This is a genomic window from Pseudomonas paraglycinae (assembly GCF_021601625.1).
Classification (GTDB): Bacteria; Pseudomonadota; Gammaproteobacteria; order Pseudomonadales; family Pseudomonadaceae; genus Aquipseudomonas; species Aquipseudomonas paraglycinae.
The window spans coordinates 162,851-177,387 of record NZ_BQHR01000012.1; the positions used below are offsets into that span (position 1 = coordinate 162,851).

Genomic DNA, 14,537 nt, shown 5'->3' on the forward strand with positions numbered 1-14,537 from the left:
TCCCTCTCAAGAAATCAGTTTTTCCAGATCATCGAGGGATAGACGTTTGAGGGCCTCCAGGGATTTAGCCAATTCGTCCTGAACGGGCGACATTTCGACGCGCAGCGCCTCGATCCGGTTGCAGAACGCTTTCAGCGTATCGGCTTCGAACAGCTCCTTGAGCGGCACCTTGTCGCCCAGACGCTCCTTGATCCGGGTCACCACCAGCGTCGCCAGCAACGAATGGCCGCCGAGCTGGAAGAAGTTGTCCGCCAGGCCCACGCGCTCGACTTCCAGCACTTCCTGCCAGACCGTCGCCACCTCCCATTGCAAGTCGGTCTGCGGCGCTTCGTACTGCTGCTGCGACGGGCTGACGCCCAATGCCATCAGCGCCTTGCGGTCGAGCTTGCCGTTCGGGGTCAGCGGCACCGCCTCGATCACATGCAGATGCCCCGGCACCATGTGCGCCGGCAAACGACTGGCCAACGCTGCGCGCAGACGCTCGGCCAGCGCCGCCGGGTCGGTCGCCGGTTGCGCCGCCACGACGTAGCCGTGCAGGTGCTTGCCCGCCGCGCCGTCCTGCGCCAGCACCACCGCCTCGCGCACCTCGTCCTGCTCCAGCAGGCGCGCTTCGACCTCGCTCAGTTCGATACGGAAACCACGGATCTTCACCTGATGGTCGGCGCGCCCCAGGTACTCGATGTTGTCGTCCGCGCCCTGGCGCACCAGGTCGCCGGTGCGGTAAAGCCGCTCGCCGTTGCCGGCATACGGGTTGGGCACGAAGCGCTCGGCGGTCAGCCCCGGGCGCATCAGATAGCCCCGGGTCACGCCGGCGCCGCCCAGGTACAACTCGGCCGCCACACCGGCCGGCAAGCCATTGAGTTGCGTGTCGAGCAGGTACGCCACGGTGTTGTCCAGCGGCCGGCCGATGTTGGCCTGACCGTGCGCGGTGCGCAGGGTGAACGTCGAATACGTGGTGTCTTCCGACGGACCGTACAGGTCGTAGACCTGCCTGACCGATGGGGTCGCGTACAGCGTGTCTACCAGGCTCTGTTTCAGCGGCTCGCCGGCCAGATTGATGGTCGCGACCGACGATGGAATCTGCCCGGCCCGTTGCAGCGCGGCAATCGCCGACGGCACCGTGTTGATCAGCGTGACCCGCTCGCGGGCCGGCAACTCCGCCAGGGCCAGCGCGTTGTCCGCCAGCACCATGCAGCCACCGCTGGCCAGGGTGACAAAGATCTCCCAGACCGACAGGTCGAAACAGATCGAAGTCGACGCCAGCACACCGCGCAACTGCTCCTCGCGGTACACCCCTTGCGACCACTGGATCAGCGCAGTGAGGTTGGCGTGACTGATGGCCACACCCTTGGGCTTGCCGGTGGAACCCGAGGTGTAAATGACGTAAGCCAAGTTTTGCCCGCTGATCCCGGCCACCGGCGCAGTGGTCGGATACCCGGCCAGCGATTGCTCGCCCTCCTCCACCAGCACCACCTGAGCGCTCAACGCGTCAGGCAGCATCGCCTGCGCTGCCGGCTCGGTCAGCAATACCGCGGCGCGGCTGTCGTCGAGCATGTGCAGCAGACGTTCCTGCGGGTAATCCGGGTCCAGCGGCACATAGGCGCCACCGGCCTTGAGAATTGCCAACAGCGCGACCAGCATGTCCGGGGTACGGCGCATGCACACACCGACCCGCACCTCCGGCCCCACGCCCAGCGCTTGCAGTTTGTGCGCCAGACGATTGGCCCGCAGGTCGAGGTGGCGATAGTCGATCTGCTGTTCGGCGTAGATCACCGCCGCTGCATCCGGTCGCAGTGCAACGCGGGACTCGATGAACTCGAGCACCGTGCGCGAATCGGTCGCCGTGACGCCGGCCTTGCCCCAGTCGATCGCTTGCTTGCGCTGCGGCTCGTCGAGCAATTGCAAGGTGCCCAACGGTTGCGTGGCGTTGCCGAGGAACTGGCTCAACAGACTTTCGAGCTGACGACTCAGGCCGACGATCGTCGCAGCACCGAACAGGGCCTGATCGTAACTGACGCCCAGGCTCAGCTCGCGACCGGTGACCGCCACCAGCGTCAGCGGGTAGTTGGTCTGCTCCTGACGGCGGATCGCCGAGAACACCAGACCGGTATCCGGCCCCTGTTGCAGGGCTTCGGCCATCGGGTAGTTCTCGAACACCAGAATGCTGTCGAACAGCGCTCCCGCACCGAGTCCGGCCCAGCGCTGAATCTCGTAGAGCGGCGTGTGCTCATGCTCGCGCAGCGCCAGGTTGAGGCCCTGCACGTGTTGCAACCAGCGCTCGACCGGCATCTCGGCGGACGGCGCCGCCACGACCGGCAAGGTGTTGATGAACAGGCCGATCTGCTGCTCGACGCCGGGCAGATCGGTCGGACGTCCGGCCACCGTAGCGCCGAAGGCCACGCTGTCCTGACCGGTGTAACGCTGCAACAGCACCAGCCACGCCGCTTGCACCAGGGTGTTGAGGGTGACTTTCTGCTCCCGGGCGAAACGGTTCAGATCCGCCGTCAGCTGTTCGCTGAACAGATGCTGGTGATCGGCATAACCGCTGACGCCGGACGTCTGCGTCGGCACGGCACTGGCCAGACGCGTCGGCTCTTCGAGCTCGGCCAGCGCGTGCTTCCAGAACGCCCGACTGGCTGGCTGATCGCGCTGACCCAGCCATTCGATGTAGTCGCGATAACGTCCCTGGGCAGCAACCGGAGTCAGGCCCGCATAACGCTGCAGCACTTCACCGAACAACTGCGAGGTACTCCAGCCATCCATCAGGATGTGATGGCAGGTGTAGATCAGGTGATGCGTCGAATCATCGGTACGCACCAGCGAAACCCGCAACAGCGGCGCGCCCGTCAGCTCGAAACCGTTGGCCAGATCATCGCCGGCCAGTTGTTCCAGCGCAGTGTCGAGGTCGGTTCGACCCCGCCAGTCCTGCACGCTCCACGGCATTTGCACGCTCTGGCGAACCACTTGCACCGCTGCAGCGGCGTCGCTCGGCCAGACAAACGCGGTACGCAGAATGTCGTGGGCGTCGAGGGTCTGCTGCCAGGCCTGACGGAAACGCTCGGCCTCCAGATGTTGCACGTCGACCCGCAGCTGGTTGGTGTAAGCCGGGCTGTCGGGGTCGTTGAGGCTGTGGAACAGAATGCCTTGCTGCATCGGCGACAGCGGGTACAGATCGGTGATCTCCCGGGCCGGAATCGGCAGTGCCGAAAGTTGCGCCTGCGTCAGGCTCACCAGACTGAAATCGGACGGCGTGACGCCGGCCTCGCCGCTGTCGCAGCAGTGCTCGATCAGCCGTTCCAGCTCCAGGCGATAAGCCTCGGCCAGTGCCTGCACCGTGTCGGTACGGTACATGCCCGAACCGAATGTCCAGGTCAGTTCCAGCTCGCCGCCATACACCTGACCGTCAATGCTCAACCAGTTGCCCAACGGTGCCGTGGCGTCCTGATTGGCCCCGGTGCTTTCGCCGGACGGCACGAACAGGGCGCCCTCGGCGGCACTGAAGTCGCCGTCGAACTGGCCCAGATAGTTGAAGGTCACCCGTGGCGGGGCCGGCGAACGCAGCTCGGCGGCACCGGTCAGGTAGCGCAGCACGCCGTAACCGATGCCTTTGCCCGGCACGGCGCGCAGTTGCTCCTTGATCGCGCACAACGATTCGCCCGGCCCTGCCTGCGGTGTCAGACGCACCGGGAACAGGCTGCTGAACCAGCCCACCGTACGACTCAGATCGAGTTCCTCGAACAGGTCTTCGCGACCATGGCCTTCAAGCTGGATCAGCACCGACGGCTGTCGGCTCCAGTCACACAACACCCGCGCCAGCGCCGTGAGCAGCAGATCGTTGATCTGCGTGCGATACGCGGCCGGAGCAACCTTGAGCAACTTGTGGGTCAGTGCCTGGCTCAGGCGCGAACTGACGCGTTGCGCCTGCTCCTGAGTCTGCACGTCTTGTGCAAAGTCCCGTGGCAACTCCACGTCGCCCGCGCTCAGGGTCGTCAGCCAATACTCGCGCTCGCGGCCCAAGGTTTCACTTTGGGCATAACGGTGCAGACGCTCGGCCCAGCTCTGCAACGAACTGCTCTTGCCCGGCAACACCAGCGGCTTGCCCGAGGCCAGTGCGGTGTAACCGAGCTGCAAGTCTTCCAGCAGGACGCGCCAGGACACGCCATCGACCACCAGGTGATGGATCACCAGCAACAGACGCTGTTCACCGCCGGGCAGATTAGCCAGCACCGCCCGCAACAGTCGCCCCTGTTGCAGATCCAGACTGCGCTGGGCCAGATCCGCCAGCGCCGTCAGTTGATCCAGGCTGTCCAGATCACGCACCCACAACAGCTCCGGGTCGCGTTGCGTCTGGAACGTTGCCTGCCACACATCGCCCGACGCCTGGAAGTTCAACGCCAGTGCATCATGCTGCTCGATCAGTGCCGCCAGTGCGGCTTGCAGATGACTGGCATCAAGCGGCGCCTGCGGTTGCAGCATCACCGACTGGTTCCAGTGCTCTCGCCGGGCAATCGGTGTTTCGAAAAAGCGCGCCTGAATCGGCAGCAAAGCCATCTGCCCGCCGACCTTCTGCGGCGCTGCCGCCACGGGTTTGGCTTCGATCAGTTTGGCCACCGCCGCCAACTGGCCCACGGTCTGCTTCTCGAACAATTGCTTGGGGCTGAGCTTGATGCCCTGGCGCTTGGCCCGGGCAATGATTTGCAGGCTGAGGATCGAGTCCCCGCCCAGTTCGAAGAAATTGTCGGTGCTGCCCACACGCTCGAGCTTGAGCACATCGGCCCAGATCGCCGCGAGTTTTTCCTCGACCTCGCCCACCGGCGCGACGAAGCGCTGCGTCACCACGCCCGGCACCGGCAAGGCGCGCTTGTCCAGTTTGCCGTTGGCGGTCAGCGGCAATTGCTCCAGCAGTACAATCTGCGCCGGCACCATGTAATCCGGCAGACGGGCTTGCAGTTGCTCGCGCAGTGTTTCCGCCTTCAGCGCTGCATCTGCCGCCGGCACGCACCAGGCCACCAATTGCAGGCGTGCCGGGTCGTCATCCAGCGCCAACGCGAGTACCGCCGCTTCGCTGACACCGTCCAGGCCGAGCAGCACCCGGGCGACTTCCGCGGGTTCTACCCGATACCCGCGCACCTTGACCTGATCGTCGGCGCGCCCGATGAACTCCACCGCCTGCTGGCGATTGCGACGCACCCGGTCGCCACTGCGATAGACCCGCGCACCGGCCGGCCCGAACGGGTCGGGAACGAAGCGCTCGGCCGTCAGCCCCGGCTGCCCAAGGTAACCGAGGGCAACACTGTCGCCGCCGATGTACAGCTCGCCCGCAACCTGATCGGCCACGCTGTTGAGTACATCGTCAAGCACATACACATGGGCCCCGGCCAATGGCGTGCCGACCGGCACACTGCGAGCCCCCGGTTCCAGCGAACCGACTTCGTGGGCCAGTACACCGACGGTGGTTTCGCTCGGGCCGTAGTGGTTGATGACCCGGCAACCCGGCTTGAGCTGACGCACACGCTCCACCAGCGCCGGCGAACACGCTTCGCCGCCGACAATCAGCGCCTGCTCCGGCAGCACATCGGCTGCACGCGACGCCTGCAACAAGGCCGCCAGATGTCCCGGAACGATTTTCAGCATGCCCACCCGGTGCCCGGCCATGTACTCGGCGAAGCGATCCGGATCGAAGCCCAGCTCTTCCGGCAATACATGCAGCAACCGGCCCGAGCACAGCGCGCCGAACAGCACGGTGAAACCCAGGTCCGCCGCGATGGTGGAGACCAGCGCCATGCTGGTGTCCGGCGCCGGATCGAGACGCTCCAGCACACCGCGCACGTAACTGGCCAACGCACCGTGGCTGACCAGCACGCCCTTGGGTTGTCCAGTGGAACCGGAGGTGTGAATCACATAGGCCGGCGACTGCGCCGACAACTCACAGGCCGGGGCCGTCGCCGGCTGCTGTTGCCATTGCTGCGCATCGAATGCCAGCCCCTGACAACCGGCGACCGCCAGTTCCGGAACCCGCGAATCACCCTCGGCACACACCACTGCCCGAGCCTTCGCGGCGCCGAGCATCTGTTGCAAGCGCGCCATCGGCGCCTTGACGTCCAGCGGCATGTACACCGCGCCAGCCTTGATGATCGCCAGCACGCACGTCAGCCAGTCGAGCGAGCGCTCCATCAGCACCGCCACCGGTTGACCGGCAATCGCGCCTTGGGCCAGCAGATGATGCGCGAGGCGATTGGCAGCCTGATCCAGTGCCTGGAAGCTCAAGCCGCCATTCAGATCCCGCGCTGCCAGCGCTTGCGGCTGGCGCGCGACTTCGCGTTCCCAGTGCTGCAACACCGACTGTGCCGGTTCACGCGGTGCCGCGAGCGCGCTCGGCAATGCCGTCGCCACGGTGTGCAGCGGCGCTTGCGGCGCTTTCAGCAGTGCACCGAACAGACCAAGCAGCGCCGGGACAAAACCTTCAACCGTCGCGTGTCGATAGAGGTCGCTGGCGTAGGTCATCTGCCCGTGGATCAACGTGCCGTCATCGGTGATGTCCAGCGCCAGATCGAAGTGCGTGCCGTCCTTGTCCAGCGGATACTCCGCCACGGTCAGGCCCGGCAACGCCATCGAACGCTGTTTCTGCATGCCGACGTTCTGGTTGAACTTGGCCTGGAACAACGGGTTGTGCCCCAACGTACGCTCGGCGACCAACTCGTCCACCAATTGCTCGAACGGCAGCTCCTGATGGGCCTGGGCGCCGAATGACGCCTCGCGCACCCGCGCCAGCAAGTCCTCGAAACTGCCTCGCTCATCCACCTCGCAGCGCAGCACCTGGGTATTGACGAAGAAGCCGATCAGCCCTTCGACTTCGGCGCGACTGCGGTTGGCGTTGGGCACGCCGACGCGGATGTCACGCTCTCCGGCCTGACGCGAGAGGAACAGCGAGAACCCTGCGAGCACCAGCATGAACAGACTGATGCCTTGAGCACGGGCAAAGCCGTTGAGTTGACGCGACAGATCCGCGCCGAAATCGAAGCTCAGAGTCTGGCCTTCAAAACTCTGGGTCAGCGGCCGGGCGAAGTCCGGGGCGACTTCCAGCAGCGGATGCTCCTCACCCAGTTGCTGGCGCCAGTAATCGAGTTGACGCTCGCCCTCGCCCGCTTCCAGCCAGCGCCGCTGCCAGATGGCGTAGTCGGCGTATTGCAAGGCCAGCGCCGGCAACTGCGGTTCGCGCTGCAGGCTGAACGCCTGATAGCACTGCACGAATTCCTTGACCATCACGTCCATCGACCAGCCGTCGGAGACGATGTGGTGCATGCTCACCACCAGCACGAACTCATCGTCCGCCAGGCAAAACAGACTGGCGCGCAGCAACGGGCCGTGACGCAGATCGAACGGCTGCGCCGTCACCTTCTGCACGTGCTCGGCCAGCGTCTGCTCGCGTTCTTGCGCGGCAACACCGGTCAAGTCGATGCGTTCCAGCGCAACGCCCTGCGGTTCGAGGATCACTTGATGCGGCTGCTCGCCGTCGGTGAGGAACACCGTGCGCAGCACTTCATGGCGAGCCAGCAGGTGATCGAACGAGCGGGTCAGCGCCGCTTCGTCCAGCCGTCCTTTCAGGCGCAGGCCGGCGACCATGTTGTACGCGGCGCTCTGCGGCTCGAGCTGCCAGAGAAACAGCAAACGCTGCTGGGCGAACGACAGCGGGATCTGCGCGCAGTCGTGACGACTGACCGGCAGCGGCAGCAGGCTGAAATCCTTGCCCTCTTCGCGCAGCTTGGCCAGAAACAGCCGACGCTGCTCAAGCGGCAAGCCGACGAACCTTTTAGCGATGCGCTCCGCCATGGTGCCGCTCATACTTCTTCTCCTTCCAATTCATTCATGAACAGGTCTATGTCGGACCAGTCGTTATCCGCTGCACCGTCGGCCAACTGCGCCACTGCCTGGGCCAGTTCACCGAGCAGCGGCTTTTCGAACAGGTTGCGCAGCGGCAACACCACGTTCAGCTGTTTCTTGATCCGGCCGATCACTTGCGCCGCCAGCAGCGAATGGCCGCCCAGCTCGAAGAAGTGATCGTCCAGACCGACGCGCGGCACTTGCAGCACATCCGCCCAGATATGCGCCAGGGCTTGTTCGATGTCCGATTGCGGGGCGCGGTAATCGACCTGCAATTGGTCCATGTCCGGCGCCGGCAAGGCCTTGCGATCGAGCTTGCCGCTCGGCGTCAGTGGCAACTCCGCCAACAGCAGCAGATGGCCCGGCACCATGTAGTCCGGCAGCCTGGCCTGCAGCGAAGCCCTGACCTGCTGACGGAACGCCGACTGAGCGGCCACCCCGTCCAGCACGTCCTGATCGGCCACCAGATACGCCACCAGTTGCAGGCTGCCATTGAGCGGCAAGGCCAGCACCACGGCCTCGCGGATGCCCGGGCATTGCTGCAGGCGCGATTCGATTTCACCCAGCTCGATACGGAAACCGCGGATCTTCACTTGATGATCCACGCGACCGACGTATTCCACCGCGCCGTCAGCGCGCAAACGTGCGCGGTCGCCGGTGCGGTACAGGCGCTCGCCGCTGGCAAACGGGTCGGCTATGAAACGCTCGGCGCTCAGGGTCGGTTGTCGGTGGTAGCCGCGCGCCAGGCCCGGGCCGCCGATGTACAACTCGCCCACCGCGCCTTGCGGCAGCAGGTTCAAATCATCGTCCAGCACGTACAGGCGACGTGCGGCTAGACCGTGACCAATCGGAATGCCGCGCCACGACACGGCGTCAGGGGTCAGCGCCGAGCAGTCGTGGATCGTCGACACCACGGTGGCCTCGGTCGGCCCGTAGGTATTGAGCAGGCGCACATGACCCAATCCGGCCTGCTTCCACAGGCGCAGACCGTCCACCGCCATCGCCTCGCCGCCCACGTGAATCTGGCGCAGGGCACCGAAATGCGCCGGAGGATTGGCAGCGTATTCCTGCACCAGCCAGTACCAGTACGCCGCCGGCAAGTCGGCCAGGGTGATGCCGTGTTCGAGGATCACTTGATGCAATGTCGCGCTGTCCCACAGACGCGCGTCGCGCAGCACGACGCTCGCGCCGTGACAGAGCGGCGGGAAAAACTGCTCGACGAACCCGTCGAAGCTGCTGGTCGCGAACTGCAAGACCCGGTCGCCTTCGCGCAGGTCGCTGTAGTCGATGGCGCGCTCGATGAACTCGCTCAGCGCGGCATGACTGATCGCCACGCCCTTGGGCCGACCGGTCGAGCCGGAGGTATAGATCACGTAGGCGAGGTTTTGCGGCTCGACCGTCACCGGCAGATTGTCGCTGGCGCCATCGTCGGGCAGCGTGTCCAGGCACAGGCTTTGCACACCGTCGAGAGCCGGCAGAACGGCCAGCGTCTGCCGGTCGGTCAGCAACAGGTTCAGTCCGCTGTCGTCGAGCACATGGCGCAAACGCTCGCCCGGCGTCTGCGGATCCAGCGGCACATAGGCGCCGCCGGCCTTGAGCACGGCCAGCAAGGCGACGGCCAGTTCCAGCGAACGCCCCAGCGCCACGCCGACCAGCACATCTGGGCCGACACCCCGGGCGCGCAGTTGATGGGCCAGGCGATTGCTGCGCCGGTTCAGTTCGGCATAGCTGATCGAGGGTGACGGCTCGCTCGCCAGAATCACCGCCGGCGCCTCGGGGGTACGGGCCACTTGCGCTTCGAACAGGGTCTGAAAGCTGGCCAGTCGCGGGCTCGTTTCGGCGATCTGGATCAAGCCCTGCTGCTCGGCGACGTCCAGCATCGAAAGGTTGCCGATCAACTGCTGCGGATCACGGCAGACCGACACCAGCACGTTGCGCCAGTGCCCGGCCAGCGCGGCGATGGTGGACTCGTCGAAAATATCGGTGGCGTAGGTGAACGCGGCGAACAGTTGCTCGCCCTCTTCACGGGTGTCGAGCATCAGATCGCTGGTGGCCGCATGTTCGCGGCCGCTGCCGGTCAGTTGTTCCTCGGTCAGGTAACCGACCCGCAAGCCTGACGCCAACTGCGCCTGCTGCAAATCGGTCACCAGCGGCTGATGGTTGAACATCACCTGGAACAGCGGGTTATGGCTCTGACTGCGGGCCGGTTGCAGGGCTTCGATCAAGGCATCGAACGGCAGATCCTGATGGGACTGCGCGCCGGCCGCAGACTGGCGCAGGCTCTGTAACAGATCGGCGAAACGGCTGTTGGCGGTGACCACGCTGCGCAGGATCTGCGTATTGACGAAGAAGCCGATCAAGCCTTCGGTTTCGCTGCGGGTACGGTTGGCGATCAGGCCGCCGACGCGAATGTCGGTCTGGCCGCTGTAGCGATGCAGCAAGGTCTTGAACGCCGCCAGCAGAACCACGAACAGGGTCACGCCCTGACGTTGGGCGAGGTTTTTCAGATCCTGGCGCAGGCTGGCGTCGATGACCGTTTCCAGACGCGCGCCGCGGTGACTGGCCTGCGCCGGGTAAGCGCGGTCAGTCGGCAGTTCAAGCACCGGATGTTCATCGCCCAGCTGCGCGCGCCAGTAGTCGAGCTGCCTCTCGCGTTCGCCCGCCTCCAGCCAGCTGCGTTGCCACAGCGCATAGTCGCGGTAATGCACGGTGATCGCCGGCAATTGTGGCTCGCGCCCGGCCACCAGCGCATCGTAGGTGCGCATGAATTCATCGATGAGAATGTTCATCGACCAGCCGTCGGCAATGATGTGGTGCAGCGTCAGCAACAGCACGTGTTCCTGCGCGTCCAGCCGCAGCAGACGCAGGCTCAGCAACGGCCCGCTTTCCAGATCGAAGGCTTGCGTGGCCTCCGCCATCATGTGCTGACGGGCCAGCGGCCAGCGCTGATCCTCGGGCAACGCGCTCAGGTCAGTGAGGGTCAGCTTGACGGGCTGCGGTTCGGCGACTTTCTGGAAAGCTTGTTCGCCCTCCTGACCGAACGTGGTGCGCAGGCACTCATGCCGCGCCGCCAGCAGACTGAACGCCTGCTCCAGCGCCTCGGGCTGCAACTCACCGCTCAGGCGCACGGCCATTGGCAGGTTGTAGGCGGCGCTTTGCGGATCCATCTGCCAGAGAAACCACATCCGCTGCTGGGCATAGGACAAGCCGTCACGCTCGGCGGCCCCGATGCAGGCGGTCATGGGCAGCTGCGCAAAATTGATCCCTTCACGGGCCATGCCGGCGAGGAACAAACGACGTTTGTCCTGAGGCAATTCGATAAAGCGGCGGGCTAGTTTCTGTGCGTCTGCGGCATTCATGCATTGGGTCCTTGCTGATCGGCGGCGTGACCAGGAGGCCCGGTCGTATCAACAAGAACGAATGACAAACGCCATGATTTAGCGGGGCCGGGCAATCCCCGGCCGACGGTTGCCGGGACTGGCGCACAAACGCCGAAGCCGGCTCACGACCGGCTTCGACAACCACCCGCTCACCTGCTGCGACGGGTCAGAGGGCGTCCTGGGAGTGACCTTCGGCCATGGCCACGATTACCTTGCGCGGGCCTTCGAACGGCGAGCGGGCATGGGCCGACAACATGTTGTCGAGCATCAGCACATCGCCCTCCTGCCACGGGAAGCTGATGGCGCATTCGTCGAGCACCGCACGTATCTGGCTCAACACTTCATCCTCGATGGGCGAACCGTCACCGTAGTAGACGTTACGCGGCAGGTCTTCTTCATCGACGATGTCCAGCAGGCTCTCGCGCACCTCCGGTTGCAGGTTGGAGATGTGGAACAGGTGCGCCTGATTGAACCAGACCATGTCCCCGGTGACCGGATGCCGGGCCACTGCCTGACAGGTCTGGCGGGTACGCAGTTCGCCGTCGTCCTTCCATTCGCAGACAATGCCGTGGGCCTGGCAGTAGGCCTCGACCTCGGCCTGGTCTTCGGTGTTGAACACATCTTCCCAGGCCACATCCAGGCCGTTGCCGAAGTTGCGCACATACATCAGACCCTTGCTGACGAAGCGCTCGCGGATCGCCACCGGAATCCGGCGATACACTTCGCGACTGTCGGCAATCGGCGTTTCGCCACCGGACCTGGCCGCGATCATGCTGTAGAACCAGATCTTCATCGGCCAGTCCCGGGAGTAGGCCTGCTCGTTGTGCAGCGGAATACTCTGGTGCGCCGGGTATTCGGTGGAGGTGTACACCCCCTGGGTCACGTTGGTCCGTGGCGTGGAGCCGAACTCATAGTTCAGCAGCGGATGGCCGAAGCTCGCCGCAAACTCGCGAAAGCGCTCCGCGCCCTCCAGCCGGAATCCACGAAACAGCAAACCGCCGTCTTGCAGCAGATGCTTATCGACCAGCTCTTTCAATTCGTCGAACACCGCCAGCAAGTCGGTATCGGCGTCGCTCGCCTCCACCAGCAGCGGCAGGCGACCGCGATGCGGCAACAACGGACGGACGGAAAATCCCTCAGCAACAGCCATGACTGGCCTCCTCAAAACACTCGATTGGTGAACCGCGCTTTACAGCGCCGGTGCCGCCGACAGCGCATGGCGCCGGTGATGGGCTTCCAGGTGATTCTTGAGCGTGCGGATGACCCGGGCTTCATGCTCATGAATGAAGAAGTGCCCACCGGTCATCATGTCCACCGAGAAACTGCCCAGCGTCTCTTTGCTCCAGCCGATCAACTGTTCGGTGGTCGCCCGGTCTTCCTTGCCGCCCAGCACATGCACCGGGCAATTGAGCAGTGGCCGCTCGATCGGCGTGAAGCGTCCGCACATCATGAAATCGGCGCGCAGGACCGGCAGCGTCAGGCTCATCAACTCCTGATTGGCCAGTACTTCTTCGCTGGTGCCCTGAAAGGTGCGCAGCTGTTCGATCAGCTCTTCGTCGCTGCGCGGCTCGGAAAAACCACGATCGTAATCGCTGCGCATGCTCGGGGCGGCGGTGCCGGAGGCGAACAGCGCCACCGGCTCGGGGGCTCCAAGATCGCGAAAGGCGTGGGCCAGCTCGCACGCGAGCAGCGCGCCCAGGCTATGCCCGAACAGCGCATAGGGCGCTTGCAGCGAAGGTTTATGCTCGCGCGCCAGTTGCCGGGCCAGGGCCCGCATGTCGATTTGCAGGGGTTCGTCGTAGCGCGCGCCGCGTCCGGGCAACTCCACCGGTTGCAGTTGCATCCACGACGGCAGCTGGCGCCGCCAGCGGCTGTAGACCATGGCGCTGGCGCCCGAATAGGGCAGGCACAGCAGTGTCAGCTTTGTCACCGCGTTTACCTCAATGGGTTATCTGTAAAAGAGAACGGATGAGGCACGACGGGAATTAGTCCGGGTGACGATCACTTCAAATGACGGAAACTCTGCACCGCCGAGCCCAGCACCACCGCCCCGGCGGCAATCGCCAGCCAGAAGCCGCTGCGGGCACCGAATGCGTCCACCAGCGCGCCGGAACCGGCAGCGCCGATGGCCACGCCGATGCTCAGACCGGTCACCAGCCAGGTCAGGCCTTCGGTGAGTTTGGCCGGCGGCACGATGCGCTCGATCAACGCCATCGCCACGATCAGGGTCGGCGAGAAGAACAGCCCGGCGATGAACACCGCGACGGCCAACCCGAAGATGTTGGTCGCCAGCAGCAACGGCAGCGTGGTCACCGCTGTCGCCAGACCGCCGTAGAGAAACAGGCGCGGCAACGGCAGCTTCGAGCGCATCGCACCGAAGGCGATACCCGCCAGACAGGAACCGATGGCGTACACCGACAACACGATGCTCGCCGCCGCCGGCTGGCCCTGCTGCTGGGCGAACGCGACGCTGACCACATCCACCACGCCGACAATCACGCCCATGGCGAGCATCAACGCCAGCAGCCATTGCACGTCGGTCGAGCGAATGATCGAGCCTTTATGCTCTGATTCGTGCGGATGTACCGGCGGCTCGGTGCTGCGCTGGGCGACGAATGCCGTGACGCCGATGGCCAGCATCAACAGTGCCGCCAGCGGTCCGGCCTCGGGAAACACACCGACGCACAAGCCTACCGACAGCGGCGGGCCGACGATAAAGCAGACTTCGTCGAGCACCGACTCCAGCGCATAAGCGGTCTGTAACTGCGGCTGGCCGCGATAGATTTCGGTCCAGCGCGCCCGCGCCATCGCCGACATGCTCGGCATGCAACCGGCCAGTGCTGCGCAGACAAACAGCGTCCAGGTCGGCGCTTGCAAACGGGTGCACAACAGCAACATCAGCAACGCGCCCCCGCCGATCAGCGCCGCCACCGGCAGCACTCGCCCCTGGCCGAAACGGTCCACCAGCCGCGACACCTGCGGCGCGCAAAACGCCGTGGCCAGCGCAAACGTCGCCGCCACCCCACCCGCCAGCGCGTAGCCGCCGGTCAATTGCGAGAGCATGGTGATCACGCCGATGCCGGTCATGGAAATCGGCATGCGCGCGATCATCGCGGCAATCACAAAAGCCCGGGCGCCGGGGGCGTTGAACAGTTCGCGGTAAGGGTTTGCCATCGGATGCAGCCTCATCAGGGGCGGCCAAGTTGCCACAAAGCCTGACGGCCGGGGAAGCGCGCAATTGTTGGTGGAATGTGAAGTCCCCAACGCACGCAGGGC

5 protein-coding genes are annotated in these 14,537 nt (G+C 64.9%); all 5 read right to left on the reverse strand.

Features of this window, described 5'->3' with window-relative positions; all coding sequences use genetic code 11:
* Window positions 1-6: 6 nt before the first annotated feature.
* The 5 genes from L6D82_RS19145 to L6D82_RS19165 all read right to left on the reverse strand — a co-directional run bounded on the left by L6D82_RS19145 (window position 7) and on the right by L6D82_RS19165 (window position 14,435).
* Window positions 7-7,842: a non-ribosomal peptide synthetase gene (locus tag L6D82_RS19145; protein ID WP_236191011.1), complete on the reverse strand. Its 7,836-nt coding sequence runs from the start codon at window positions 7,840-7,842 to the stop codon at window positions 7-9.
* Entirely contained in the window at window positions 7,839-11,240 is a 3,402-nt protein-coding gene (locus tag L6D82_RS19150; RefSeq protein ID WP_236191013.1) for an amino acid adenylation domain-containing protein, read from the reverse strand. The genes L6D82_RS19145 and L6D82_RS19150 overlap by 4 nt, the downstream gene beginning before the upstream one ends.
* A gap of 187 nt (window positions 11,241-11,427) precedes the next feature.
* Window positions 11,428-12,411 carry a TauD/TfdA family dioxygenase gene (locus L6D82_RS19155; RefSeq protein ID WP_085747869.1) on the reverse strand — a complete coding sequence of 328 codons (984 nt, stop codon included), beginning with the start codon at window positions 12,409-12,411 and terminating at the stop codon, window positions 11,428-11,430.
* A 39-nt stretch (window positions 12,412-12,450) separates the two neighbouring features.
* Window positions 12,451-13,191 (reverse strand): thioesterase II family protein, encoded by a 741-nt coding sequence (locus L6D82_RS19160; RefSeq protein WP_039770083.1) that lies wholly within the window; start codon window positions 13,189-13,191, stop codon window positions 12,451-12,453.
* 71 nt (window positions 13,192-13,262) lie between these two features.
* Window positions 13,263-14,435, reverse strand: a complete 1,173-nt coding sequence (locus L6D82_RS19165; RefSeq protein ID WP_085747871.1) for an MFS transporter — start codon at window positions 14,433-14,435, stop codon at window positions 13,263-13,265.
* Window positions 14,436-14,537: the final 102 nt, after the last annotated feature.